This is a genomic window from Nocardiopsis flavescens (assembly GCF_900141985.1).
Classification (GTDB): Bacteria; Actinomycetota; Actinomycetes; order Streptosporangiales; family Streptosporangiaceae; genus Nocardiopsis; species Nocardiopsis flavescens.
This window is the reverse complement of record NZ_FQZK01000005.1, coordinates 321741-348601: the sequence shown is the minus strand read 5'-3', so window position 1 is coordinate 348601 and position 26861 is coordinate 321741. Positions and strand designations below refer to the sequence as shown.

18 protein-coding genes are annotated in these 26861 nt (G+C 73.7%); 6 read left to right on the top strand and 12 right to left on the bottom strand.

Annotated features, from left to right (window positions below; genetic code table 11):
• Positions 1-105 precede the first annotated feature (105 nt).
• Positions 106-264, bottom strand: coding sequence for a hypothetical protein (locus BUE45_RS32500; RefSeq protein ID WP_178378511.1), 159 nt, complete (start codon positions 262-264; stop codon positions 106-108).
• Positions 265-370: 106 nt separating this feature from the next.
• A complete protein-coding gene (locus BUE45_RS12145; RefSeq protein ID WP_073378860.1) occupies positions 371-1006 on the bottom strand; it encodes a mycothiol-dependent nitroreductase Rv2466c family protein in 636 nt (211 codons plus the stop codon).
• 234 nt (positions 1007-1240) lie between these two features.
• Between BUE45_RS12145 and pepN the strand changes: the two genes are divergently transcribed.
• Complete coding sequence (pepN, locus tag BUE45_RS12140; protein WP_073378858.1) at positions 1241-3784, top strand: aminopeptidase N; 2544 nt, start codon at positions 1241-1243, stop codon at positions 3782-3784.
• Positions 3785-3872: 88 nt separating this feature from the next.
• Here the strand turns inward: pepN and malQ are convergent, their stop codons facing one another.
• Complete coding sequence (malQ, locus tag BUE45_RS12135; protein ID WP_073378856.1) at positions 3873-5909, bottom strand: 4-alpha-glucanotransferase; 2037 nt, start codon at positions 5907-5909, stop codon at positions 3873-3875.
• 231 nt (positions 5910-6140) lie between these two features.
• Here malQ and BUE45_RS12130 point away from each other — a divergent pair, with 231 nt between their 5' ends.
• The gene (locus BUE45_RS12130; RefSeq protein WP_084737152.1) at positions 6141-7481 is read left to right on the top strand and encodes an MFS transporter; all 1341 of its coding nucleotides are present in this window, start codon (positions 6141-6143) and stop codon (positions 7479-7481) included.
• A gap of 28 nt (positions 7482-7509) precedes the next feature.
• Here BUE45_RS12130 and BUE45_RS12125 read toward each other — a convergent pair whose 3' ends face one another.
• On the bottom strand, positions 7510-8949 hold the full coding sequence (locus BUE45_RS12125) for an amidase (protein WP_073378852.1): 1440 nt from the start codon (positions 8947-8949) through the stop codon (positions 7510-7512).
• Positions 8950-9119: 170 nt separating this feature from the next.
• On the opposite strand from BUE45_RS12125, the gene BUE45_RS12120 reads away from it, so the two are divergent.
• Both BUE45_RS12120 and ilvD read left to right on the top strand, forming a co-directional pair.
• Positions 9120-9938: a nuclease-related domain-containing protein gene (locus tag BUE45_RS12120; RefSeq protein WP_073378849.1), complete on the top strand. Its 819-nt coding sequence runs from the start codon at positions 9120-9122 to the stop codon at positions 9936-9938.
• Positions 9939-10148: 210 nt separating this feature from the next.
• Complete coding sequence (gene ilvD / locus BUE45_RS12115; protein ID WP_073378987.1) at positions 10149-12011, top strand: dihydroxy-acid dehydratase; 1863 nt, start codon at positions 10149-10151, stop codon at positions 12009-12011.
• A gap of 273 nt (positions 12012-12284) precedes the next feature.
• Here the strand turns inward: ilvD and BUE45_RS12110 are convergent, their stop codons facing one another.
• Together BUE45_RS12110 and BUE45_RS12105 are read right to left on the bottom strand one after the other, a co-directional pair.
• On the bottom strand, positions 12285-12491 hold the full coding sequence (locus BUE45_RS12110) for an FmdB family zinc ribbon protein (RefSeq protein WP_073378846.1): 207 nt from the start codon (positions 12489-12491) through the stop codon (positions 12285-12287).
• A 142-nt stretch (positions 12492-12633) separates the two neighbouring features.
• Complete coding sequence (locus BUE45_RS12105) at positions 12634-13134, bottom strand: HNH endonuclease (protein ID WP_073378842.1); 501 nt, start codon at positions 13132-13134, stop codon at positions 12634-12636.
• Positions 13135-13508: 374 nt separating this feature from the next.
• Here BUE45_RS12105 and BUE45_RS12100 point away from each other — a divergent pair, with 374 nt between their 5' ends.
• Both BUE45_RS12100 and BUE45_RS12095 read left to right on the top strand, forming a co-directional pair.
• On the top strand, positions 13509-15602 hold the full coding sequence (locus BUE45_RS12100) for a prolyl oligopeptidase family serine peptidase (RefSeq protein ID WP_073378839.1): 2094 nt from the start codon (positions 13509-13511) through the stop codon (positions 15600-15602).
• 205 nt (positions 15603-15807) lie between these two features.
• On the top strand, positions 15808-16251 hold the full coding sequence (locus BUE45_RS12095) for an acyl-CoA thioesterase (RefSeq protein WP_073378835.1): 444 nt from the start codon (positions 15808-15810) through the stop codon (positions 16249-16251).
• Between the two features lie 152 nt (positions 16252-16403).
• Here BUE45_RS12095 and BUE45_RS12090 read toward each other — a convergent pair whose 3' ends face one another.
• From BUE45_RS12090 to BUE45_RS12065, 6 genes are all read right to left on the bottom strand, one after another.
• Positions 16404-16922 carry a globin gene (locus tag BUE45_RS12090; RefSeq protein ID WP_073378831.1) on the bottom strand — a complete coding sequence of 173 codons (519 nt, stop codon included), beginning with the start codon at positions 16920-16922 and terminating at the stop codon, positions 16404-16406.
• Between the two features lie 319 nt (positions 16923-17241).
• Positions 17242-18906, bottom strand: coding sequence for an energy-dependent translational throttle protein EttA (ettA, locus tag BUE45_RS12085; RefSeq protein ID WP_073378827.1), 1665 nt, complete (start codon positions 18904-18906; stop codon positions 17242-17244).
• A gap of 56 nt (positions 18907-18962) precedes the next feature.
• Positions 18963-19943, bottom strand: coding sequence for a DUF4192 domain-containing protein (locus BUE45_RS33310; RefSeq protein WP_245833017.1), 981 nt, complete (start codon positions 19941-19943; stop codon positions 18963-18965).
• 612 nt (positions 19944-20555) lie between these two features.
• Positions 20556-21920 carry a GGDEF domain-containing protein gene (locus BUE45_RS12075; RefSeq protein ID WP_073378822.1) on the bottom strand — a complete coding sequence of 455 codons (1365 nt, stop codon included), beginning with the start codon at positions 21918-21920 and terminating at the stop codon, positions 20556-20558.
• Between the two features lie 553 nt (positions 21921-22473).
• A complete protein-coding gene (locus tag BUE45_RS12070; protein WP_073378818.1) occupies positions 22474-24954 on the bottom strand; it encodes a GTPase in 2481 nt (826 codons plus the stop codon).
• The gene (locus BUE45_RS12065) at positions 24951-26849 is read right to left on the bottom strand and encodes a dynamin family protein (RefSeq protein WP_073378817.1); all 1899 of its coding nucleotides are present in this window, start codon (positions 26847-26849) and stop codon (positions 24951-24953) included. Before BUE45_RS12065 ends, BUE45_RS12070 begins: the two co-directional genes overlap by 4 nt.
• Between the last annotated feature and the right edge of the window lie 12 nt (positions 26850-26861).

Sequence of the window (26861 nt, the reverse complement as noted above, 5' to 3'; positions counted from 1 at the left end):
CTGTCGCAGAACCGGATTCGGTCGGCCAGTGCCGGGACCGCGACCGGTGGTCCCGCCGATGGCGGTCCCCCGCGGGCCCGGGAGGGCGCGCGGGGGGGGCGGTCCCTAGTCCCAGTGCGGGGGGCGCTCGGCGATCAGGCGGGAGGTGGAGTCCTCGGAGACGTCGTCGCCCCAGCCCAGCGCACCCTCGTCGGAGGTGGTGTCGGGCAGGACGTCGAGGTCGTCGAGGAACTCGACCCTGCGGTCGTCGTCGGGTCCGTGCACGGCCGGTCCTTTCATCGTGGTCGGCCGCCCCCGCGGCCCCCTCCAGTGTGCACCCGGGCGCCTCCCGGTCCGCGCCGCGCCCGGGGAGGGCGCGGCGCGGGGCGGCCTAGTCGAAGACGGGGCCGCGGGTGCGGGTGCGCTTGAGCTCGAAGAAGCCGTCGGTCCCGGCGACCAGGCGGACGCCGTCCCAGAGCCTTCCGGCCTCCTCGCCCCGCGGGACGGGGGTGATGACCGGGCCGAAGAACGCGACGCCCTCGATCTGGATGACGGGGGTGCCCACGTCCTCGCCGACCAGCTTCATGGCCTCGGCGTGGGAGGCGCGCAGCGCCTCGTCGTACTCGGTGGAGCCGCCGGCCTCCGCCAGGTCCCCGGGCAGGCCCGCCTCGGCCAGGGCGGCGCGGATCGTCTCCTCGGTGCGGGGCTCGGCGCCGTTGTGGAAGCGCGTCCCCAGGGCGGTGTAGAGGGGGCCCAGGACCTCGGAGCCCAGGCGCTGCTCGGCGGCGACGCACACGCGCACGGCGGCCCAGGACGCGTCGAGCAGTTCCCGGTAGTCCTGGGGGAGGTCGCGGCCCTCGTTGAGCACGCCCAGGCTCATCACGTGCCAGCGCACCCGCACCGGGCGGACCTTCTCGACCTCCAGCAGCCAGCGGGAGGTGATCCACGCCCAGGGGCAGGCGGGGTCGAACCACATGTCCGCGTAAGCGATGTCCGTCTCGCCCGCTTCCGCGGTGGTCTGCGTCATGGAGTGCTCCTCGGTCGAGAGTCGTGGCGGCGCGCGGCAGGGGGCGCCGTAGCGCTACAACCTTCGTTTTCGGTTGCGCATTCCACCCTGGCGCGTGGCAGGATCGGAGCCGAATCGACAACCGATCCACCGGCCCCGACGACGCTCCGTCCAGAGGACTCCCCCGGCCCGAGCCGTCGCCCCCCGGTGCAGTGATCCGGCCGGCGACGACGGCGGCCGTGGAGGGAGCGTGGCGTGGCAGGGAACCTGACCCGGGACGAGGCTCGGGAGCGGGCGCGCATTCTGGGCGTCGACTCCTACGAGGTGGCACTCGACCTCACCACCGGTGACGAGACCTTCCGATCCACCACCGTGGTCCGCTTCTCCTCCTCGGAGCCGGGGGCGCGGACGTTCGTGGAGCTGGCCGCGCCCCGCGTGCTGTCGGCGACCCTGAACGGGGCGGAGCTGGATCCGGACCGGCTGTTCGACGGCGAGCGCCTGACGCTGCCGGAGGTGGCCGCCGACAACGAGCTGAGAGTGGTGGCCGAGGCCGCCTACATGCGCACCGGCGAGGGCCTGCACCGGTTCGTGGACCCGGTGGACGACTCCGTCTACCTGTACACCCAGTTCGAGACCGCCGACGCGCACCGCATGTTCGCGTGCTTCGACCAGCCCGACCTGAAGGCGACGTTCGAGCTGACCGTGTTCGCGCCGCCGTCGTGGACCGTGGTGTCCAACAGCGCCCCCGACGTGACCCGCGAGGAGGCGGGCGGGGAGCGGGTGCGCTGGCACTTCCCCGCCACCGAGCGGATGTCCACCTACATCACTGCGCTGGTCGCCGGTCCGTACCACGAGGTGCGCTCCGAGCACGACGGCATCGACCTGGGCCTGTTCTGCCGTGCGTCGCTGGCCGAGCACCTGGACTCCGACGCCCTGTTCGAGGTCACCCGGCAGGGCTTCGACTTCTTCCACGACCTGTTCGGCGTGCGCTACGCCTTCGGCAAGTACGACCAGCTGTTCGTGCCGGAGTTCAACGCGGGCGCCATGGAGAACGCGGGCGCCGTCACGTTCCTGGAGGACTACGTCTTCCGCTCGCGGGTGACCGACGCCCGCTACGAGCGGCGCGCCGAGACGATCCTGCACGAGATGGCGCACATGTGGTTCGGCGACCTGGTCACCATGCGCTGGTGGGACGACCTGTGGCTGAACGAGTCCTTCGCCACGTACGCCAGCGTGTACTGCCAGGCCAACGCCACCAAGTGGACGGACGCCTGGACCACGTTCGCCAACGTGGAGAAGTCCTGGGCGCTGCGCCAGGACCAGCTGCCCTCGACCCACCCGATCGCCGCCGACATGGTCGACATCCAGGCGGTCGAGGTGAACTTCGACGGCATCACCTACGCCAAGGGCGCCTCGGTGCTCAAGCAGCTCGCGGCGTACGTGGGCGTGGACGCGTTCTTCGCGGGCGTGCGCGCCTACTTCCAGGAGTTCGCCTTCGGCAACACCGAGCTGAAGGACCTGCTCAAGCACCTGGAGGCGGCCTCGGGCCGGGACCTGTCGGGCTGGTCGCGCGAGTGGCTGGAGACGACCGGGGTCAACACGGTGCGGCCGGACTTCGAGGTGGACGCGGACGGGAACTTCACGTCGTTCGCGGTGCTCCAGGAGGCCGCTCCCGACCACCCGACGCTGCGCTCCCACCGCCTGGCGATCGGCCTGTACGACCGCACCGGCGAGGGCATCGTGCGCCGCGAGCGCGTGGAGCTGGACGTCAGCGGCGCCCGCACCGAGGTGCCCGGCCTGGTCGGCAGCGCCCGCCCCGACCTGGTGCTCATCAACGACGACGACCTGACCTTCACCAAGATCCGCCTGGACGAGCGCTCGCTGGCGACCGTCGTCGCGGGGATCGGCGAGATCCGCGAGTCGCTGCCGCGGGCGCTGGCCTTCGGCGCGGCCTGGGACATGACCCGCGACGGGGAGATGCCCGCCCGCGACTACGTGGACCTGGTCGTGTCCGGGATCGACGGCGTGGACGACGTCATGGTCGCCCAGACCCTGCTGCGCCAGGCGGTCTCGGCGCTGCACAACTACGCCGACCCGGCCTGGCGCCCGTTCGGCTTCGAGCGGCTGTCGGAGCGGCTGCGCGAGCTGCTGACGACCGCCGAGCCCGGCGGCGACCTGCAGCTGGCCTACGTGACCGCGCTGGCCTCCAGCGCGGTGGGCGACGCCGACCTGTCCCTGCTCCAGGGGCTGCTGGACGGCGCGATCACCGTGGACGGCCTGGTGGTGGACACCGACCTGCGGTGGACCCTGCTGCGCCGCCTGGTCGCCACCGGCAAGGCCGGCGAGTCGGAGATCGCCGCCGAGCTGAAGAACGACCCGACGGCCACCGGTCAGCGCAACGCCGCCGGCGCGCAGGCGGCGATCCCCACGGCGGCGGCCAAGGCCGCGGCGTGGGACCGGATCGTGGGCGAGGACCTGGCCAACGCCGAGTTCCGGTCGGTGCTGCTGGGCTTCGTCGAGCCGGGCCAGGCCGACCTGCTCCGGCCCTACGTGGAGAAGTACTTCGCGCAGCTGGCCCCGGCGTGGGAGAAGTGGACCGGCGAGTTCGCGCAGACCTTCGCCGAGGTCGTGTACCCGGGCGGCCTGGTGGAGGAGGCGACGCTGGAGCGCACCGACGCCTACATCGCCGAGAACTCCCCCGCCCCGGCGCTGCGCCGCCTGCTCGTCGAGGGGCGCGCCGGCGTGGAGCGGGCGCTGCGGGCCCGCGCCGTGGACATCGCCGCCGGCCAGAGCCGCTGAGGTGTCCGGGGCCCGGGCGCGGGCTCCAGGAGCACGGACGGGCCCGGGGAGGAAGTCCTCTCCGGGCCCGTCCCGTGTGCGCGGCGGCCTACAGCGTGCGGCCGGTCCCGTCGCCGAGGGGGCCCAGGGTGCGGCGGATGCGCGCCACCATGCGCGGGTCGGCGAGCAGCTCGTCCACCAGGACGGGCTCGCCCTCGCCGTTGGTGAGGGGGATCCGCCAGTTCGGGTACTCGGTGTCGGTCCCCGGCTGGTTCTGCATGCGCCGCTCCCCCACCACGTCGGTGAGCGCCACCCCGACCATGCGGGCCGGCGTCCGCACGAGGTAGGCGTGCATGGCCGTGACCACCGCGGCCGGGTCGGCGAGCGGGTCGGCGTCCTCCTCCAGCAGTCCCAGTTCCACGAGCAGGGCGCGCCAGCGCTCCACCCGGGCCTCGGCGTCGGCGCGCTCCTCCTCCACCGGCCTGGCCAGCAGGCCCAGCCGGTCGCGCAGCTCCACGTGCTCGGCGGACAGGAACGACGCCACCGGGGGCAGGTCGTGGGTGGCGACCGTGGCCAGGCAGTCGCGGCGCCAGTCGCCGGGCGCGCGCGGGCCGCCGTCGGCGTCCTGCTCGAACCACAGCACGGAGGTGCCCAGGATCCCGCGGTCGGTCAGGTGGTCGCGCACCCAGGGCTCGACGGTGCCCAGGTCCTCGCCGATGACGACGGCGTCGGCGCTGCGGGCGGCCAGCAGCAGGGCGCCCACGGTCCCCTCGTGGTCGAAGGTGACGTAGGTGCCCTGGTCGGCGGAGGCCCCCTCGGGCACGCACCACAGGCGGAACAGCCCCATGATGTGGTCGATGCGCACCCCGCCGGAGTGGCGCATGGCCTGGCCGAGGATCTGGCGCAGCGGCGCGTAGCCGCGTTCGGCCAGGCGGCGCGGGTGCCAGGGCGGCTGCCCCCAGTCCTGGCCCAGGCTGTTGAACTCGTCGGGCGGGGCGCCCACGTGCAGTCCCCGGACGAGGGCGTCGCCGAACATCCAGGCGTCGGCGCCGCCCGCCTGCACGCCGATGGCGAGGTCGTGCACGACGCCCGTGCCCATGCCGCCGGCGCGGGCGGTGTCCTGGGCCCGGGCGAGCTGCTCGTCGAGGATCCACTGGAGCCAGCGGTGGAACTCCACCAGGGGCCAGCGGTCCAGGGCCGCCCTGCCGACGGCGTCGTCGCCGATGTCGCGCAGGCGTGCGGGCCAGGTGCGGTGGTCGGGCCCGTGCTCCTCGGCCAGCGCCGACCAGGTGGCGAACTCCACCAGGGGGCGGCCCTCGCGTTCCAGATAGGCGCGCAGCGCGGCCTCGCGGCCAGGGGCGCGGGGCACCTGGAAGAGGATCTCCAGGGCCGCGCGCTTGGCCTCCCAGACGGCGTCCCGGTCGAGCAGGTCGGCGGTGCGGCCGCGTTCGCGCAGCGGCCGGGCCAGGCGCTGCACGCCCTCGCGCTGGGCGGGGTCCAGGCGGGCGTACTCGGGGACGTCCTCGATGCGGATGTAGAGGGGGCTGGCGTAGCGGCGGCTGACCGGGAGGTACGGGGAGGGCTCCACCGGGGCGACGGGCTCGGTGGCGTGCACGGGGTTGATGAGGACGAAGCCGGCGCCCAGGTCGCGGGAACCCCAGTCGCAGACCTCCGAGAGGTCGTGCAGGTCCCCGATGCCCCAGGAGGCGCGGGAGCGGACGCTGTAGAGCTGGGTCATCAGGCCCCACAGGCGGGGGTTCTCGCGGAGCGCGGTGGGCTCGATCCGGTCGGGGACGACCAGCAGCGGCGCGTCGTGCTCGGTGCCGCGGTGGGTGGCGCGCAGCGTGTGGACGCCCAGGGGCAGCCCCTGGTCGAAGGGCAGCAGGGAGCCGTCGGCGGTCTCCACCGTACTGTGCGCGCCCTCGGGTAGCACCTGCTCGGGCGCCTTGCCCTCGCGCAGGACGACCGCGGGCGGGAGCAGGCCGGGCGCCCGGTCGGGCGGCGCCTGGTCCGGATCCGCGCCCAGGGCGGCCAGGACATGGCGGACGACGTCGGGATCGACGGGGACCCTGCGCCCCCGCCAGTCCTCGTAACTCGTCGCGACACCGTGCTGCTCGGCCGCGCGGGCCAGCTGAACGTCCCTCACAGAATCCGATCATGCCCTACGCGGGGCTCCGTACACCGCAAGGACGGGCCGGTACCGGCCGCCCGCCGCCCGCTTGGGCCCGCCCTGAAAGGAAAGGGGAGGTTCGTTCCGGGCCCCGTCCGGCGCGTCGCGCCGGACGGGGCCCGGGGAGCGCCGTCCCGGGAGCCATGCCGCCGGGGGTATCGATATTCGGATGGCCCTCCACCTGCACTCCCTGCATAATCTGGGGGTGTGCTCGCGAACTACCGGCGGCTGTTCGCCGTCCCCCACGTCCTGTCCCTGCTCGCCTGGTCGCTGACCGCACGCTTCTACACCCCCGGCCTGATGATCGCGGTCACCTTCCTGGTGGTGGAGTGGACGGACTCCTACTCGCTGGCGGGACTGGTGGCGGGCTCCTTCACCCTGGGCATCGCGCTCGTGGGGCCGCTGCGCGGGCGGATGGCGGACAAGGGCGGCACGGACCGGCTGGTGCTGGTGTGCGGCGTGGTGTTCACGGTGGGGCTGCTGGCGCTGACGTGGCTGCCGGGCTCGCTGTGGTGGGTGTCGATCCCGCTGGCGCTGGGGACCGGCCTGTTCGGCACCCCCGCGAACCAGATCGTGCGGGCGCTGTGGCCGCGGTTGACCCGCGGCCCGGAGCGACAGGCGATCTACGCGGCCGAGGCCACCACGCAGGAGCTGCTGTTCGTCTTCTGCCCCATCCTGACCGCGGGCGCGGTGGCCTTCGCCGGGGCGCGCTGGGCGCTGGTGATGCTCGCGGTGCTGGGCCTGCTGGGCGCGCTGGGCTTCGCCCTGGCCCTGCGCCGGGCCGGGGTGACCGGCCCGGCCCCGGTGGATCCGGGCGCGGCCCCGGCGTCGGCCGGTCCGCGGCGGAGCCTGCTGCGCGAGCCCGCCCTGGTGGTGCTGTTCGCGATGTGCCTGCTGATGGTGAGCGGGATCATGGGCGTGGACCTGGTCATCGTGGCCTGGGCCAACGAGCTGAACGCCCCGTACCTGGTGATGGTGCTGGCGTCGGTGTGGGCGCTGGGCTCCCTCGTGGGCGGCGCCATCGCCGGGGGCCTGCGGGGACGGCCGCGCCTGGTGCGCCGCTCGTTCGCCTCGGCCGCGGGCGTGGCGGTGCTGCTGCCGTTCACGCCGCCGCTGATGGAGCTGTCCACACCGCTGTGGGTGACGCCGCTGCTGTTCCTGTCCGGCCTGGCGATCGCCCCCACCCTGGCCGCCACGATGGGCCGGCTGGGCGACCTGGCCCCGTCCGACCGGCGCGCGGAGGCGTTCGGGTGGATGGCCACGGCGCTGGGCGCGGGCGGCGCGATCGCCGGCCCGCTGGCGGGCGGCCTGATCGACCTCATGGGGATCTCGGGCGGTGTGCTGGGAGCGGCCGTGCTGGTCACGGTGGCGGCGCTGCTGAGCCCGCTCGTGCCCGAGCCGCCGGCCGAGGCCGCGGAGACGGCACCGGTGGAGGCCTCCGGGATCGCCGAGGCGGCTCCCCCCGCGGGCGCGGTCGGGATGGTCGCCCCGGTGGCGGAGTCCGGCCCGGCCGCGCCGGAGGACCCGGCCGGGCGGGGCGGGGACTGATCCGCGGTCCCCGCCCGGGCGGGTCCGCTCACGCGTTCCAGACCGGGGGGACCCGGTCGGCCCAAGGGCGGGCCCGCTCCAGCTGTGCCGCCAGGGACAGCAGCAGGGGCTCCCCGCCCATCCGGCCGGTGACCATGGAGCCCAGCGGGGAGCCGTCGGCCGCGTGGTGCAGGGGCACGCTCATGGACGGCTGGCCGGTGACGTTGAAGACCGACGTGAACGGGGTGAACGCGGTCATCCGCCGGAACTCCTCCCCGGGGCCGTCGCCGGTGAAGTACCCGACAGGGACCGGGGGCGAGGCCAGCGCCGGGGTGACCACCGCGTCGTGCTCCCCGGTCGCGGCCAGCCACGAGCGGATCCCGCGCTGGAGGCGGGCGCAGGCGGCGATGTAGTCCGGGACCGGGAGCGCTCGGGCGCGCTCGCGCAGCCAGCGGTTGAGCTCGCCGAGTTCGTGCTCGCGCCCGGCGGGGACGGGGGTGGCCGAGGCCATCGCCGCCCACACGAGCGCGAAGTCGTCGGAGAAGGTCCCGCCGAAGTGCGCGTCGCCCGGCTCGGGGATCTCCTCGACCTCGTGTCCCAGGTCCGCGAGCAAGCGCAGGGTCGCCTCGTGGGCCGCCAGGACCTCGGGGTGGACGGGGATCCCGGCCGACCCGGTGTGGGCGTAGTGGCCGATGCGCAGCCGCCCCGGCTCGCGGCCGGCGTGGTCGGCGAAGGTCTCGCCGGGCGGCAGCGGCGGAGCGGTGTGGTAGTCGCCCGGGCGGTTCCCGGACATGACGTCGAGCAGCAGCGCGGCGTCGGCGACGTGCCGGGTGAGGGGGCCGCTCGTGGAGAGGCCGACGAGGTCGGGCTTGGCCGGGGCGCCGGAGACGCGGCCCCGGGTGGGTTTGAGGCCGAACAGCCCGCACACGGAGGCGGGGATGCGGATGGACCCGCCGCCGTCGCTCGCGTGGGCGACGGGGGCCAGCCCGGCGGCGACGGCCACCGCGGCGCCCCCGCTGGAACCGCCCGGGGACAGCTCCGGGTTCCAGGGGTTGCGGGCGGGCGGGGCGACCTCGTTCTCGGTGTAGCAGCCGGACCCGAACTCGGGGGTGTTGGTCTTGCCGGTGAAGACCGCCCCTGCGGCGCGCAGGCGGGCGACGGTGTCGGAGTCGAAGGACGCGACGTTGTCGGCCATCACGCGTGAGCCGTAGGTGGCGCGGACTCCGGCGAGGGGTTCGAGGTCCTTGACGGGGACGGGGATCCCGAGCAAGGGGGGCAGCGTCTCCGGCGTGTCGGCCATGGCCCGTTTCTCGGCATATCGGGCTTGCTCCAAGGCCTTTTCCGCTATGACCGTAATGTAGGCCCCCAGGGCGGGACCGTGCCGTTCGGTACGGGACAGAACGTGCTCTGTGATCTCACGAGGGGACAGTTCACGACTGCGGACCATCGCGGCGAGCCGGTGGGCCGGAAGGTCATGGATCTCGGTCATACCGACCCAGATTAGCGGGCACGCCAACGGGCACCACGAGAGGTGGAACCGAAGTTCTCTGGAGAGATCGGCGAATCACCTATCCTTCCCCGCCCTTGCGGTTCCGACACCACCCGGAGCCACAGAACAAGGGGAGGAAAGTGTGAGAAGTAATGCACTAGGACTCGGATATGAGTGGAACTAACCTGTCCGACGTGGAATCGGCAACCAGAGTGAACGCGTCGTCCAAGAAGCCCGGGCCCGAGAGGTCCGAGAACCCCTTCTTCCCCAACCAAAAGACACAAAAGGACATTTCGGGCGCGAAGGCACTTTACGGGGCCCTCCGCGAGAAGGGGGCCGCCCGCAAATGGGCCGTGCGCGGTGTCTCCGCCGTCGCGGTCGCGGTCGCGTGCGCCCTGATCACCTCCGACTGGCGGATCGGCGCGACCCTGGGGATCGCTGCCATGGTCGGCATCTCGATGTACCAGTCCAGGCGCGAGTCGGAGATCCCCCGCTGGCGCAAGCCCTCGGCCGCCCAGCGCAAGACCGAGGTCCAGCTCAAGCTCATGAAACAGCTCGGCTACCGCGTCCTGCACGCCCGCACGGTGCCCGGCGGCAACGGCCAGATCGACCACTTCATCGTGGGTCGGCGCGGCGCGTTCGCCATCGACTCCGAGTCCTGGGACAAGCGGCTGCCGCTGCGCAACAAGCTCGAACAGCTCTACCACGGGCGGTTCAACAAGAACCAGCGCATCGACGAGGCGCTGGAGGAGGCCAAGCGGGCGGAGGAGCTCATCAGCAAGGAGCTCGGCCGCGAGATCAAGGTGCGCGCCTCCCTGGCCATCTACGGCCCCGGCATGCCCTGGGACAGCCACCGGCTGCGGGGCGTGGACATCATCTCCGGCACCAAGGTCCGCAAGTGGCTGCGCACCGGGCGGGCCCGCCTGACCGAGCAGGAGATCGAGGACATCCACAAGGCGGCGGAGCGGGTACTGCCGCCGCGGAACTGACACGCGATCCCGACGGCCCGGCCGGACCACAACGCCGTGGTCCCCGGGCCTCACGTGTGCCCCGGTCCGGCCCCCGCACGGAACCCGAACAGGGCGAATCCGCATCCCGTCTCGGTATGCGGAACCCACGTCTTCCTCCCTGAGACCGCGAGCGCGCCGGAAGGGGGCTACCATCAAGGGGAAACACCCGTAACGATGGGAGTCCGCGCCATGCCACCCCTACGCTCACGCACCGTCACCCACGGCCGGAACATGGCGGGAGCGCGCGCCCTCATGCGCGCCACCGGCGTACAGAGCGAGGACTTCGGCAAGCCCATCGTGGCCGTGGCCAACAGCTTCACCCAGTTCGTCCCCGGCCACGTGCACCTGCGCGAGGTCGCCGACGTCGTCGCCGACTCCGTCCGCGCCGCGGGCGGCGTGCCCCGCGAGTTCAACACCATCGCCGTCGACGACGGCATCGCCATGGGCCACGGCGGCATGCTCTACTCGCTGCCCAGCCGCGAGCTGATCGCCGACGCCGTGGAGTACATGGTCAACGCGCACTGCGCCGACGCCCTGGTGTGCGTGTCCAACTGCGACAAAATCACCCCGGGCATGCTGCTGGCCGCGCTGCGCCTCAACATCCCCACCGTGTTCGTCTCCGGCGGGCCGATGGAGGCGGGCAAGGTGACCGTCGTCAACGGCACCGCCACCACCGTCAAGAAGCTCGACCTGATCAACCCCATGATCGCCGCGGCCGACGAGAGCGTGTCGCAGGCCGAGCTGGACGAGATGGAGGAGAACGCCTGCCCGACCTGCGGTTCGTGCTCGGGCATGTTCACCGCCAACTCGATGAACTGCCTCACCGAGGCCATCGGCCTGGCGCTGCCGGGCAACGGCACCGTCCTGGCCACCCACACCGCCCGCCGCGCGCTGTACGAGGACGCCGGCCGGCTGGTCGTGGAGGCAGCCGAGCGCTACTACGGGCAGGACGACGACTCGGTGCTGCCGCTGTCGATCGCCACCCCGGCCGCGTTCGGCAACGCCATGGCCCTGGACGTGGCCATGGGCGGGTCCACCAACACGATCCTGCACCTGCTGGCCGCCGCGACCGAGGCCGGCGTCGACTTCGGCCTGACCGACATCGACGCGGTCTCGCGCCGGGTGCCGTGCCTGAGCAAGGTGGCGCCCAACACCGACAAGTACCACGTCGAGGACGTCCACCGGGCCGGCGGCATCCCCGCCATCCTGGGCGAGCTGGCCCGCGGCGGGCTGCTGGACACCTCGCTGCCGACCGTGCACGGCAAGACCGTCGGCGAGTACCTGGCCGAGTGGGACATCTCCTCCGACACCGTCCTGCCCGAGGCCGTGGAGCTGTTCCACGCCGCGCCGGGCGGGGTGCGCACCACCCGGGCGTACTCGCAGAGCACCCGCTGGGACAGCCTGGACACCGACCGGGAGAACGGCTGCATCCGCTCCGTGGAGCACGCCTACACCAAGGACGGCGGCCTGGCGGTGCTGTTCGGCAACCTCGCCCCGGACGGCGCGATCGTCAAGACGGCGGGCGTGGAGGAGGAGCTGTGGACCTTCTCCGGCCCCGCCAAGGTGTTCGAGTCGCAGGAGGACGCCGTGGACGGCATCCTCGGCAAGCGGGTCGGGCCCGGCGACGTGGTGGTCATCCGCTACGAGGGCCCCAAGGGCGGTCCGGGCATGCAGGAGATGCTGTACCCGACGAGCTTCCTCAAGGGCCGCGGCCTGGGCAAGGCGTGCGCGCTCATCACCGACGGGCGCTTCTCCGGCGGCACCTCGGGGCTGTCCATCGGCCATGCCTCCCCGGAGGCGGCGGCGGGCGGCGACATCGCCCTGGTCGAGGACGGCGACGTCATCAGCATCGACATCCCCGGCCGGAGCATCGTGCTGGAGGTGTCCCGGGACGAGCTGGACACGCGCCGCGAGCGCCTGCTCAAGGAGCTGGGGCGGTTCCAGCCGCGCGACCGGCAGCGTCCGGTGACGGCCGCGCTGCGTGCCTACGCCGCGATGGCCACCTCGGCCTCCACCGGCGCGGCCCGCGACGTGACACAGATCGAGCGCTGACGCGGCGGTGGGGGGCCGGACACGGCGGGTCCGGCCCCCGCCGTGTCCGGCGGTGGAGAGCACACGGGCACCGTGGGGCGCGCGGCACCGCCGCACCGCCCGAAGGCCGAGACCGCGCGGGCATCCCAGGGGTACGGCACCGCCACCCGCGTACCCGACCTCTCAGGTCGGTACACCTGGACCGCACGGGCACCCCGAGGAACCCGGCGCGGACGCACCACCCGAGGGTCGAAACCGGCGGGGGCGGCCGGAGCCGCCCCCGCCCCGCCGCGGTCAGCCGCAGCAGCCGCCACCGCAGCAGCCGCCACCGCCGCCGGAGGCGGGCGCCGGGGCCATGCCGCCCACGGCGACCGTGGACAGCAGGCGCACCGTGTCCCCGTGTCCCCGCGGGCAGTCGGCCGGGTCCCCGGACTCGGCCATCGGACGGGAGAGCTCGAAGGTGTCGCCGCACTCGCGGCACCGGAAGTCGTATCTGGGCATGCCCCCAGGATAGGGCCGCGGCCACGGCCGGAAAGGGCCCGGACGGGAAAAGCCGCCCCCGGTCGCCCGTCAAAGGCGCCGGGGGCGGTGAGGCGGAGCGGGACGGGACGCGCTGTCCCCGCCGCCGGGTGCGGTCGGGCCGTCAGGCGGCCAGGTGAGCCATGTACGGCTCCCACTGCGGGTCGCCGTGCAGGTCCCCGTTGATCAGCCGCCAGTGCGGCCCCTTGGGCACCTTGGGTGTGACGTGCAGCTCCCAGCCGAGTTCGTCCAGGAACTTGTCGGCCTTGCGGTGGTTGCACGGCTTGCAGGCCGCCACCACGTTCTCCCACACGTGCGCGCCGCCGCGGCTGCGCGGGATGACGTGGTCGATCGTCTCCGCCTTCTTTCCGCAGTAGCCGCAGGTGTGCCGGTCGCGGCGCATCAGCGCCACGCGGGTGAGGGGCACCCTGCGACTGTAGGGAACACTGATGTAGCGCCTGAGCCTGATCACCGACGGCACCTCGTAGGAGTGCGTCGCCGAGTGGAGCAGCGCCCCCGCCCCGTCGCGGTGTACGACCTCCGCCTTCTCCCGGAGCACGAGCAGAATCGCCCTGCGCAACGGCAATGTCGTGAGCGGTTCGAAACTCGCGTTGAGCAGCAGCACGTGTCGGCGGGCGGTTGGGCCGCCCTCTCTGCTGCGCGAGCCGCTCATCGCGTCGCCCCGGCCGTCGGATGCGACGACCGTGTCTCTTCCCCGGCCAGCCGTTCGGCCAGCCAGGAGACCTCCCTGTGCACCGATCCCGTGATCGGTGGCTCTGTACGCCTTGCCACACGGACCTCCCGGTGGTCCCGCCGAGTTGCGTCCCGCATTCAGTGTGCGCGGTGAGGAGGCTCCGGCGCCACCCCAATTTCCACCGCCCGCGTCGCGAGGCCGCTGTTATCGCTATTCCTGGTCATAATGCGTGTCGCCGAAACCACGTTCCCCGTTCCCTTCCTATACCGATCGCATGTGAGATAGCGGTGGATAGAGTGCGAAGCATGCCTGAACTCCGCTATCCGCCGGCCGAGCGGCTCGACCTCGTCGAGAACCTGCACGGCCGCCCCGTCTCCGACCCCTACCGGTGGTTGGAAGACCCCGAATCCGCTCCGGCCAAGGAATGGTCGGCCGCCCAGGACACCCTGTTCTCCGAACTCGGCGCACACCTGCCCGGTCGGGACGCGTTCGCCGCGCACGTGCGCGAACTCCTGGGGGCCGGCAGCGCGGGCGCACCCGTCTGGCGCGGGGAGCGCCGCTTCTCGGGACGCCGGACCGCAGACCAGGAACACCCCGTCCTGTACGTGCGGGACGGCGACGGGCCCGAGCGGGTCCTGATCGACCCCGGGGCGCTGGACCCCTCCGGGCTCACCACACTGGACGCCTGGAAGGTGGACCCGTCCGGGCGGCTGCTCGCCTACCAGCTGTCGGAGGGGGGCAGCGAGGAGTCCGTCCTGAGGGTCGTGGACGTGGACAGCGGGGAGGTCGTCGACGGCCCGATCGACCGGGCGCGGTACACCCCCGTGGCGTGGCTGCCGGACTCGTCGGCGTTCTACTACGTGCGCAAGCTGCCGCCCGGGGAGGTCCCCGAGGGCGAGCAGGACTACCACCGGCGCGTCTACCTGCACCGGCTGGGCACCTCCGCCGACGAGGACGTGCTGATCTTCGGCCAGGGCCGGGACAAGACCGAGTACTTCGGGGTGTGGGTGAGCCGGGACGGCCGCTGGCTGGTCCTGGACGCCTCCAAGGGGACGTCCGCCGCCGCCGACCTGTGGCTGGCCGACCTGGAGCGGAGCAGTCCCGAGGCGCCCGCCTGGGTGAGCGTCCAGGAGGACGTGAACGCCGCCCTGTCCGCCCACACCGGCCGGGACGGCCGGCTCTACCTGTTCACCGACCGCGACGCCCCGCGCGGGCGGCTGTGCGTCGCCGACCCCGAGGCCCCGGAGTACGGGAACTGGCGCACGCTCGTGGCCGAGTCGGACGACGCGGTGCTGGAGGACTACGCGGTCCTGGACGGCCCCGGCCTGGAGCGGCCCGAGCTGCTGGTCTCCTGGACCCGGCACGCCGTCGGCGAGGTGACCCGGCACGACCTGGCCACCGGCGCGCTGCTGGGCACGCTGCCGCTGCCCGGCCTGGGCAGCGTCGGCGGACTGCTGGAGCGCCCCGAGGGCGGCCACGAGGCCTGGTTCGGCTACACCGACAGCACCACCCCGTCGTCGGTGTACCGCTACGACGCCCGCACCGGCTCGGTGGAGCTGTGGGAGAGCGCGCCCGGCTCCGTCACCGTGCCCGAGGTGCGGGTGGAGCAGATCGCCTACACCTCGGGGGACGGCACCACGGTCCGGATGCTGGTGATGGCGCCCGCCGCCCCGGCCGACGGTCCGCGGCCGACCATCCTGTACGGGTACGGCGGCTTCCGGATCTCCCTCACCCCCGGCTACTCGGCGACCGCCCTGGCCTGGGTGCGCGCCGGGGGCGTGTACGCCGTGGCCGGGCTGCGCGGCGGCCTGGAGGAGGGCGAGGAGTGGCACCGCGGCGGCATGCTCGCGGACAAGCAGAACGTGTTCGACGACTGCGCCGCCGCGGCCGAGCACCTGATCGCCACCGGGGTCACCGAACCCGGGCGGCTCGCGGTGATGGGCGGCAGCAACGGCGGCCTGCTGGTCGGGGCGATGGTCACCCAGCGGCCGGACCTGTTCGCGGCGGCGGTGTGCTCGGCCCCGCTGCTGGACATGGTCCGCTACGAGCGGTTCGGGCTCGGCCGGCTGTGGAGCGTGGAGTACGGCAGCGCCGAGGATCCCGAACAGCTGGGGTGGCTGCTGGACTACTCGCCGTACCACAACGTGCGGGAGGGCACCCGCTACCCGGCCGTGCTCTTCACGGTGTTCGACAACGACACCCGGGTCGACCCGCTGCACGCGCGCAAGCTGTGCGCGCAGTTGCAGTGGGCGACCTCGGCGCCGATCACGGAGCGGCCGGTGCTGGTGCGCCGGGAGGCCGAGGTGGGGCACAGCACCCGCTCGGTGAGCCGCAGCGTGGAGCTGAACGCCGACCAGCTGGGCTTCCTCGCCCACCACCTGGGCCTGGGCGTGGACTGAGCCGGGCGGAGCGCGCCCCGCGGCCGGGCCGCGGGGCGCGCTCGCGGGGTGGGTCCGCGGGGTGGGTCCGCGGGGTGGGTCCGCTCTCGCTTCCGCGAGAGCAAGGACACAGCTTCCGCGGGCCCCGGGCCGTGTGCCCGTGCGGCGGCGGCTGGGAGAATCGGGTCCGGCCACCCCCCGCAGAGCCCACGAGAGGACCACGGACGTGACACAGACCGAGGAGGCCGCGGGCGCCGGAACGGCGACCGGGCCGCGCCGCCACGTACACCTGGCGCAGGTCCGCTACGCCGACCTCGACCCGCAGCACCACGTCAACAACGTCCGCATGCTGACCTACCTGGAGGACGCCCGCGTCTCGTTCCTGCGCTTCGGCGGGGCGGTCGAGGGCGAGGAGGTGTTCGGCGCCATGGTGGTGGCCCGCCAGGAGGCGGACTACGCGGCGCCGCTGCTGCCGCGTTCGGAGCCGGTGCGGGTGGAGCTGTGGGTGACCGAGGTGCGCAACGCCAGCTTCTCGCTGGCCTACGAGATCCTCGACGACGACCGCGTGTACCTGCGCGCCCGCACGGTGCTGGTGGGCTTCGACGTCCCCACGCAGAGCGCCCGGCGGCTCAACGACACCGAACGCGCCTTCCTCCGGCAGTACATCTGACCGGCCGGTCCGGACGGTACGCGCAGAGCACCCGACGGCCCGACGACACCGGACGCGCCTTCCCCGGGCAGTACGTCCGACCGGCCACGCTGTGAGCGCCGCGGCCCGGGGGGACGGCCCCGGTACCCGGGGGCGCCCGGAGCCGCCCGGGGCTACTTGAGGGAGATCGAGACGACCTCGCCGTCGTCGCCGTCGTCGTCGGAGGACACCGAGACCCGCGTGGGCTCGGCGACCGCGGGGCGGGACACCTCTTCGGGGACGTTCACCATGCTGTGCGCCGCCATGACCATGTACTCCCACAGCTGGCGCTCCAGCGCCTCGTGGAGTTCCAGGGAGTCGACGGCGACGCGCATGTGCTTCAGCCACAGGTCGCGCTCCACGGCCCCGATGCGGAACGGGAAGTGGCGCATGCGCAGCCGCGGGTGGCCGCGCTGCTCGTTGTAGGTGCGCGGGCCTCCCCAGTACTGGATGAAGAACAGCCGGAGCCGCTCCTCCGCCGGCCCCAGGTCCTCCTCGGGGTACATGGGCCGGAGCAGGGGGTCCTCGGCCACGCCCTCGTAGAAACGACGGACCAGGCGGGTGAAGGTCTCCTCACCGCCCACGGCCTCGTAGAACGTCATGCGCACGGGCTCCTCGCCCGGGCTCTGCTGGTCATCGCGCGCGGAAGTCATCGCCCCTAGGGTATGCGAAGTCCCGGCCGCTCTCCGAGGGCCCTAGGACCCCGGAATAAACCCGCAGGGACACGGAACCCGCCCGCCCCGCTCTCCGGCCGCCGGCCGACCGGACCCCCACCGAGCGCCCGCCCGGGGCAGAGCCCCACGGCGTGCCCGATACCCCGGCCCCGGTCGGGCGGCGCTCCGGCACCGGAGCGGGCCCGCACCCCGTGGCGCGGGACGCGGCCCGCCCGCGGGGGCTCGCCGCCTCCCGGAGAACACCGGGGCCGGCCCGACGCGAACGTCGGACCGGCCCCGGGGCGACGGCGGAACAGGCCTAGTCGCGGGTGAGCTTGCGGTGGGTGACCGCGTGCGGCCGGGCCGCGTCCGGACCCAGGCGCTCGATCTTGTTCTTCTCGTAGGACTCGAAGTTGCCCTCGAACCAGAACCAGTTGGCGTCGCCCTCCCACGCCAGGATGTGCGTGGCGACGCGGTCCAGGAACCAGCGGTCGTGGGAGGTGATCACGGCGCAGCCCGGGAAGTCCAGGAGCGCGTTCTCCAGCGAGCCGAGGGTCTCGACGTCGAGGTCGTTGGTGGGCTCGTCCAGGAGCAGCAGGTTGCCGCCCTGCTTGAGGGTGAGCGCGAGGTTGACGCGGTTGCGCTCGCCGCCCGACAGGACGCCGGACTTCTTCTGCTGGTCCGAGCCCTTGAAGCCGAACGCGGCCACGTAGGCGCGGCTGGGGATCTCGACCTTGCCGACCTGGATGTAGTTCTCGCCGTCGGAGATGCTCTCCCAGACGTTCTTGGAGTCGTTGATCCGGCCCCGGTACTGGTCGACGTAGGAGATCTCGACGGTGTCGCCGACGTTGATGGCGCCCTTGTCGGGGGTCTCCTCGCCGACGATCATCTTGAACAGGGTGGTCTTGCCGACGCCGTTGGGGCCGATGACACCGACGATGCCGTTGGGCGGCAGCGAGAAGCTCAGGTTCTCGATGAGGACGCGGTCGCCGAAGCCCTTGGTGAGGTTCTTGACCTCGACCACGGTGGTGCCCAGGCGCGGACCCGGCGGGATCTGGATCTCCTCGAAGTCCAGCTTGCGGGTCTTGTCCGCCTCGGCGGCCATCTCCTCGTAGCGCTGCAGGCGCGCCTTGCTCTTGGTCTGGCGCGCCTTGGCGTTGGAGCGGACCCACTCCAGCTCGTCCTTGATGCGCTTGGCCCGCTTGGCGTCCTTCTGCCCCTCGACCTTGAGACGGCTCTGCTTGGTCTCGAGGTAGGTGGAGTAGTTGCCCTCGTAGGGGTAGAACTGGCCGCGGTCCAGCTCCAGGATCCAGGTGGCCACGTGGTCCAGGAAGTACCTGTCGTGGGTGATCGCGATGATCGTGCCCGGGTACTTGGCCAGGTGCTGCTCCAGCCAGTTCACACTCTCGGCGTCGAGGTGGTTGGTGGGCTCGTCGAGCAGGAGCAGGTCGGGCTGCTCCAGCAGCAGCTTGCACAGCGCGACACGGCGCTTCTCGCCGCCGGAGAGCCTGGTGACGTCCGCGTCGCCGGGGGGGCAGCGCAGCGCGTCCATCGCCTGGGCGAGCTGGCTGTCCAGGTCCCAGGCGTTGCGGTGGTCGAGCTGCTCCTGCAGCTTGCCCATCTCTTCGAGCAGGTCGTCGGAGTAGTCCGTCGCCATCTGCTCGGCGATCTCGTTGAAGCGGGTCAGCATCGACTTGGTCTCGGCGACACCGTCCTCGACGTTCTCGAGGACGGTCTTGCTCTCGTCGAGGTGGGGCTCCTGGGCGAGCAGGCCGACCGTGAACCCGGGCATGAGGCGAGCCTCGCCGTTGGACGGCTGCTCGATGCCGGCCATGATCTTCAGAAGCGTCGACTTACCCGAACCGTTGGGGCCCACGACACCGATCTTGGCTCCGGGGAGGAAGGACCCCGAAACGTTGTCCAGGACGACCTTGTCGCCGTGCGCCTTGCGCACGTTGTTCATGGTGTAGATGTACTCCGGCATGCCTCCAGCCTAGGGCGTCTCGGGAGATGCCCCCGCCATCGCGGGGGCCTCTCCGGTCAGTCCTTCGGTGCGCGGTCGCGCCACCGCTCCACCGGCAGTCCCCAGGCCAGCGCCCGCCCCAGGAGCACCGCCATGGAGTACCCGGGGTCGGCGGCCAGAGCGGTCTCGACGGCGGCCATGGCGAGCACGTCGTCGCCCTGCTGCCAGGCGGCGACCGCGGTGAGCGCGGCGGGGGCGGCCCGCCACCGGTCGGGCAGGTGGCGGACCAGGTGGGCCCACAGGTCGCGGTGGCGCGGGGCGGTGCCCGCGGTGATGGCGGCCCACGCCCGGTCGCGCACCCGCAGGTGTCCGAGGTGGACGCCCAGCCGGGCGGTGTCCTCGCGCCCGGGCGTCCCGCCGCCCCCGACGGCCGCCCGGACCTCGTCCGTGCCGCGCGCCACCCGCGCGTCGTCCGGCAGCGAGCGCATCCGGGCCTCGAACGCCGCCGCGACGGCGCCCACCGCGGCCCGCTCCGACCCGTCCACGGGGGCGAGCAGGGCGCGCACGCGGTCCAGGTCGGCGGAGGCGGCCCGGGGAGGCCGGGCGGGGGCGATGCCGCGCAGGACGGCCCCGGCGGGCACGGGTGAGCCGTCGACGTCGATGACGGTGCCCTCGGGCGGGCAGCAGGAGGGGGAGACACAGGTGTAGGACCAGTAGCGCCCGCCGGTGACCCGCAGGGCGTCGATGACGCTCACCCCGCGCTCGCGGGCGGCGAGCATCAGGGCGTCCACGTAGGGCGTGACCCGCCCGGGCGGCCCGTAGGCGACGATGAGGAGCCCGCTGCACCCCTCGGCGACGGCCAGGTCGACCGGCGGCCGGGCCCGCTGCAGGGGCGTCAGGTGCCGGTGCTCGCCGTCCAGCGCCCCGCAGAACGCGGCGTGCACGCCCGTGCCCCTGGCCGCGATCACCACGAGGCCGGGGTCGGGCGGCTCGCCGACGAGGTAGGGCATCCCGGCGATGATGTCGAGCGGGTTGCGCAGCTCCAGGCGCCCGCCCACCGGCGGCACCGCCCCGACGGCATCCGGCGGCCGGTCAGCGCGACCCGCGTCCGGGGAACCCGTCCCGTCGCCCGGCGGCGAGCCGCCCCGCTCCGTACCCGAGGGGTCCTTCCCGCGGCCCCCCGCACCGCCCGGAACACCTGACGCGTCCGGACCACCGCCCGGGGGCGGATCGCCGGGGCGCGCACCAGAGGGGTCCGGCCCGGCGGGGTCCCGGGTCCTCCCGCGCCCTCCGTCCGGCCCCTCGGATCCCGGCGGCGGGCCGCCCTCGGCCTCCGGCGTCCGCGGACGGCCCGGCGGGCGGTCGCCGTCCCCCGCGGCGCCGGGCACCCGGTGGTCGGGCACCGGACGGTCGGGCACGGGTCGGCGGGGCGCCGGGCGGTCGGTCGGCGCAGGGGGATCGGCCACGGGCGCGTCGGGCGGGAGGGCGTCGGCGGGCGGGCGGGGCGCGGGGACGCGGCGGCGGCGCGCAAGCGCGGGACGGGGGTCGTCGGGGTCGGCGGACTGCGGGAAACGATCCTGGTCGAAGTGCATATATTCACGGTGCGTGACGGACCGGCCGCACGCAACGGCTTTCCGGGACCTGTGGACAACCCCGGTACGCGCGGCCCCTCAGGCGTCCGCGATGCCCTGCGGCCGCTCCGGCGCGGCCGTGGTCTCGCGCGGATCCGGCACGGTGCCGCCCTCCGGCCGCCCGCCCGGCAGGCACACCCGGTTGCGCCCGGTCTCCTTGGCCCGGTACAGCGCCAGGTCCGCGGCGGTGAGCAGCTCCACCAGGTCGTTGCCGTGCTCCCCCGCCACCGCCAGGCCGACCGACACGGTGACGGTGACCTGCACCTTCTCCACCGCGATCTCCATGCACCCGACCTCCACGCGCAGCCGCTCGGCGGCGTGCCAGGCCTCGTTGACGTCGGCGCCCGGCAGCAGCACCACGAACTCCTCGCCGCCGAACCGACCGAGCAGGTCGGACTGGCGCAGCTGGTGGGAGATCGTGGTCGCCACCCCCATGAGCACCTGGTCGCCGAAGAGGTGGCCGTGCGTGTCGTTGACCCGCTTGAAGTGGTCGATGTCGATGATCAGGACCGCCGACCGGTTGCGCGCCGCGCGGGAGCGGGCGATCTCGATCGACGCCTCCTGCTCCCAGGTGGGCGCGTTGAGCAGCCCGGTCTTGGGGTCGGTCCGCGCCGCCGTCTGCAACTGCTGGTACAGCAGGCTGCGCTGGAGCAGCAGGATCGGCGGGACCACGATCGGCAGCAGGAACAGGGAGATGTGCGCCAGCGCGGCCACGATGACCCCGACGCACAGCTCGACCGTGTCGACCATGAGGGCCTCGCGGTCCCACAGCGGCAGCAGGCCGCTCTTGGTCCCGGTGCTGATGCGGGCCGCCAGGGCGACGATCAGGGTGTTGAGGACGGTGAAGACCGCGCAGCCCGCGAGGGCGAACAGCACTCCGGGCACGGAGGTCAGCTGCTCGGTCACCCCGGCGTCGCCGCGCAGGCCGCCCATGAAGTCGCCGGCGATCATCCAGTGCCAGGCCACGGAGACCACGAACCCGGACACGCCCACCGAGGCCGTGTTGAACACCCGCCGGTACACCAGCGTCTGGCGCAGCCGCCGCTGGACGAGCAGGTAGACGGGGACGGGGATGAGGAACGAGTAGACCGGGGGCAGCAGCAGGACGACGGGGAACCACCAGGCGCCCAGCAGGTCCCGGTTGAGGCCCGCGTGCTGGGGGGTCGCCAGGCGCCTGTTCGCCTCGACGCTGATCGCCGCGCCGGCGACCAGCGTGGCGAACACCGCGAGGTCCACCGGGGAGAACGCGGTCAGCGCGAAGGCCACGCCGAACAGGAACAGCGCGGCGAGGACCAGCAGGGACATGTAGACGATCAGGCCAGGGGGCTCCTGGAGGAACGGCCACCGCGCCCGTCCTCCGGCCGGGCGATCCACCGACGCCGCCGACCTCTCCGAGATACTCACTCCCCCGCCCTCCCTTCACTCCGCACCACGGCCGACTCCTCCCACCGGGTCTCCCACCGCTGACCACCGCCTCCGGCGCCACCTCCTACGACGGCCCCTCCTCGCCCGACGTTCCCTTACAGTGCCACTCGGTCACGACGTATGGATAGTCGTGTTTCCAAGAGGTGATCCTCCGGCCGGTACAAGCCGACGCCCCACGACTTTACATTACTTTGGGTAATAACTTAATCACGGATCGCATGAGCCGGAGTGTGAGAAGGACGATCTTTGGGGGAACCCGGTACCGCCGAGGGTGGTTGCAGCGCGAAAACTAGGGCATTCTGCTCTGGGATCCAAAGGCTCTCATCCGACCGCCGAACAGGTTCGTCGGGGTCCATGCCTACGGGTACCACCGTTCTCCCACAACCAGCGAAGGAGCGCTCCCATGGTCGGCAACGGCGTCACCTGGACCTGATCCGTCCCTGAGACGGAAACCGGGTGAGGGCGACTCGAAGCCACCCTCACCCGGAACGTCTTCCGCGGTGGCGGCCGCCCGGGGCGACCGCCGCCGTTCTCAGTCCTCCGTCGGTGCCGCCGCCGCGTAGGCGGCGCGGAAGGCCCGGTAGCGCGCGAGTTCGGCCTCCATCGGCTCCACCACGCGCGCCGCGGCGATCTCCCGCACCTTGGCCTGCGCCGCCCGCTCCACGTCCTCCCGCCGCTGCACCGCGGCCACCTCCACGAGGTTCCCGCAGCCGACCCCGGTCAGCCACCCCACCGCGAGCGCGGCGACCACCAGGGCGGACGCGTAGGCCACGAACACCGCCTCGTCGAACATGGCGATGCCGGTGATCCCCCCGCCCAGCCGGCTCACCAGCGCCACGACCGCCCAGACCGTGCCGATCCCGGCGACGGCCAGCAGGGCGAACTGCACCGAGCGCGCCAGGCGCCACCACGACGGGCTCTCGTCGGGGTCCCCGACCGCCGACGACACGGCCCCGCCCAGTTCGGCGGGCAGCTCGGCCGCGAAGGACCGGGCGGCGGCGCGCATCCGGCGCCGCCACGGCGCGGGCATGTCCTCGGAGACGGTGTCGGCCGCCTCGGACAGCACCGTCTCCAGCTCGGCCTCGTGGGCGTCCACGGGGCCGCCCAGCACCTGGTCGCCGTCCTTGCGCAGGAAGTCGAGCTGCACCGCGGCGAGCGGGTCCTTGCGCAGGCGCGCCGCGCGGCGGGCGACCGGCCAGCCGACGCGGCGCCGTCCCCGGCGCACGTCGTTGGCCTCCACCGCGTCGGCGACGGCGGTGACGGCGGCGGCCCGGGCCAGCCCCTCCTGGGTGCGCGAGCGCACGTCGGAGGGGACGGTCTCGGGGATCTCGCCCTCACCGGTGTACTCGGCGTAGGGGGCGACGACCTGGTCCAGGTCGGCGACGAGCCGGTCGACGAGGGCGCGCCGGTCGCGCACCGTCTCGGCGAGGAACTCGTGGAGGTCGCGGATGCCCTGCCCGGTGAGCGTCGAGGTGGTCAGCACCCGCGGGTGCACGCCGGACTCCGACTCCAGCAGGCGGCGCAGGTCGGTGAGCAGTTCCTTGAGCTCGTCCGGCTCGACCTTGTCGACCTGGTTGAGCACCGCGACGGTGACCGCGCCGTGCCCGGCCATCTTGGCCAGGTACCGGTGGTGCACCGCGGCGTCGGCGTACTTCTGCGGGTCGAGCACCCACACGAGCAGGTCGACGGAGCCGATGAGCCGGTCGGCCTCGGCGGTGTGCATGCTGCGCACCGAGTCGTGGTCGGGCAGGTCCAGCAGGACCAGTCCGGTCAGCTCGGAGTCGCCCGAGTCCAGGACGCTGGTGCGCGAGTGGCGGTAGCGGGTGGGCACCCCGAGCCAGCCCAGCAGGGCGTCGGCGCCCTCGTGGCCCCACACGCAGGCGTGCGCCTTGGAGGTGGTGGGCCGGGTGATGCCGGTCTGCGACAGCTCCAGCCCGCACAGGGCGTTGAACAGGGAGGACTTGCCGCTGCCGGTACCGCCGGCGAGGGCGACGACGGTGTGCTCCGCGGACAGCCGCAGGCGGGCGCCGGCGTGGTCGAGCAGCTGTCCGGAGCGGGCGGTGAGCTCCTGGGGCAGGTCGCCCTGGCCGAGTTCGTTGAGCGTGGACAGCGCGTCCAGCCGCTGGATCAGCTCGGCCCTGCTGGTGTTCCTGGTGTGCTGCCAGGAGTCGTGGGTGGTGGGCCGGTACTCCTCGTCGTCGGACGGCTCCCCGGGGTCCACGGCCCGGAAGGACCCGGAGACAGCGGAGGGTCCGGGGACGCGGCGGGGCAGCGGCTCGGGACCCTCGTCGGCCCCGGCGTCCGCCGCGTCCGGCTCGGGGACCGGCGGGTTCTCCGCCGCCGGCGCCGCCTTCGCTGCGGTGCCGGGCGTCCGCTCGGGGGCCGGTTCCCCGGCTCCGTCGCGGTCGGCCCCGCCGTCCCCCTCCGCCCCGGCGGGGCGGGGGGCGCGTTCGACCCGGGCGCGGCGGCCCGCGGCGGGGACGGCCGGGAAGGACCCGGTCGCGGCACCGCGCCCGGCGATGCGGGAGTCGTCGGCCGCCTCGGCGAGGCTGCCCACCCATCCGGCGAGGCCGTCGGGGTCCTCGTCGGCGCCCTGCGGCCCCGGCCGGTCCGCCCCGCGCGGACCCCCGGGGGTGTCCGGGGCGCCGCGCCCGGCGGCCGTGTGGCGCCCGTGGCGGCCGCTGCGGCGCTGGGACGGGGACCGGTCGCCGGTGCCCTCGCCGACGGGGCCGCCGTCGCCCCCGGGGGCGTCTGCGGGCTCCTGTCCGGCCGCGGGCGCGGCCGGCCCGCCCGGGACGGCGGACGCGTCGTCGGGGTAGGCGGAGATCCCGTCGTGCGCCGGCTCCTCCTCACCGCCCGGGCGGGCGTGGTCCGCGTGCTCGGGGACCGGCACGGTGTACCCGCGCCAGGCCCCGCTGTCCGAGCCGCCGCCGGCGGACGCCGGAGCGTCCCCGTCCCGGTCGGCGCCGCCGGTGTCCCCGGGCGCGTGCGCGGGGTTCCACTGAGTCGTCATCGCGCAATCTCAAGGTTGTACGTGGCCTGGTAGAGCTGGACGGCGGCGTCCTCGGAGGGGATCCCCGCCGACGCCAGGGCGGTGTCGAAGGGGACCCGCTCGCGGTCGAGCAGGCCGTTGATGCGGGTGACGAGGTTCTCCCGCGCCTTCGCGCCGATGCTGCGCAGCGACTGCGCGCCGAACAACCCCTTCAGCAGGCGTTGCGGTGAGGGCCCGGAGGCCTGGGCCGCGTGCGCGCCGCCCCCGGACCGGGACCTCTCGTAGCCGAGCAGGTCGATGATGAGGATCAGGGTGACGATGTCGCGGTCGAAGGTGACCAGTCGGGCGACGGAGCGCTTGGTCGCGCCGGCCTCCCCGGTCATCTCGGCGATATCGCGCTGCCACTCGCCGATCTCCTGGCGGATCTGCTGGACCAGCAGGCCGGTGCCGGGCTGGTTGAGCGCCTTGGTGGCCAGGTCGGCGCCGCCGGGGACGTCCCGCCAGACGCGTTCGATCTCCTCGGAGGCGCGTTCGCAGGAGGAGACCACGAGGGCCTCCACGGCGTCGCGGACGGCACGCTCCAGGGCGGCCACCCGCTGCCCGCGCTCGGCCTGCTCGGCGCGTCCGGCCCGGCGGGAGCGCCGGCCGCGCGGGCGCAGGCTGCGGGCCAGCTCGCCGCTGGCCGCGACCTCCTGCCAGCGCGCGATCAGGGATCCGCGCAGCAGGGAGCCGTCGCCCAGGCCGGTGCCGATGCGCGTGCGCGCGTCGGCGTAGCCGGTGTCCACGGCGGTGCCCATGACCCGCCCCGCCTCGATCTGGGTCTCCACCTGGCGGGCCAGCTCGGGCACCCGCGTGCGGAAGCTGTCGATGACCCCGATGAAGGTGCGCCGGGAGACCCGGTCGCGCTGCTCGGCCTCGCCCGCGACGTCCGCGAGGAACTCGCGGATGTGGTCGGCGACGTTGGAGGTGAAGCGCTCGCCCCGGATCTGGTCGGTCTCGGGGATCGCGAACCGCGCGGCCGGGCCCAGCCCGTTGGCCTCCAGCATGGCGCCGAAGTGGTCCAGGAGCCGGCGGCGGCCGCGGCGCGGCACGCGGGACAGCACGACCGCCATCGAGGTGTCGCGGTCGCGGGCGACCTGGAGGAACTCCCACACCCGGGCGTCGGCGTAGCGGCTGCTGGTGGTGACGAACACCCACAGGTCGGCGGCGTCGAGGAACTTGGCCGCGAACTCGTGGTGGGCGGCCACCGCCGAGTCGACGTCGGGGGTGTCGAGCAGGGCCACGCCGGGCGGCATGGCCTCGGTGGCGGCCAGGACCAGCATGCCGTCCTTGCCCGGCATGGCCAGGCCCTGCTGGCGCACGCGCGGCAGGGACGGGATGAAGGAGGCCTCGCTGAACCAGTCCACGTCGGCGGGGTTGCACGCCAGCACGGGGCTGTTGGTGGTGGGCCTGCGCACGCCGGTGGTGGTGACCTGCTCGCCGACGAGGCTGTTGACCAGGGTGGACTTTCCCGCTCCGGTGGATCCCGCGACCGCGATGAGCAGCGGGATGTCGGGGCGGCGCACCCGGGGCAGCACGTAGTCGGTGAGCTGGGCGAGCACGTCGGCCTGGAGGACGCGCCCCTCCTCCGCGCCGGGGAGGTCGTCGGCGAATCCGAGGTCCCGGATCTGCTTGCGCAGGGATTCCAGGACGTGCTCGAAGCGGTCGTCCTCCGGGGCGGGTGCGCGGTGCTTGGCGGGTCCGGCCGGAACCGGGACGGTGGGCCCCCGCCGGGCCTCGTTGATGGCCCGGGGGTCCCCCTCGGGCAGCGGTCCGGGGCCCTGGGCGGGCTGGTCGGAGGTGGCGGCCGGTCCGGTTCCGAACCGGTCCGCGGGACCGGAACCGGTGGTGTCCGGCGCGGCCGACGGCCGGGTCATGATCGGTGTGCC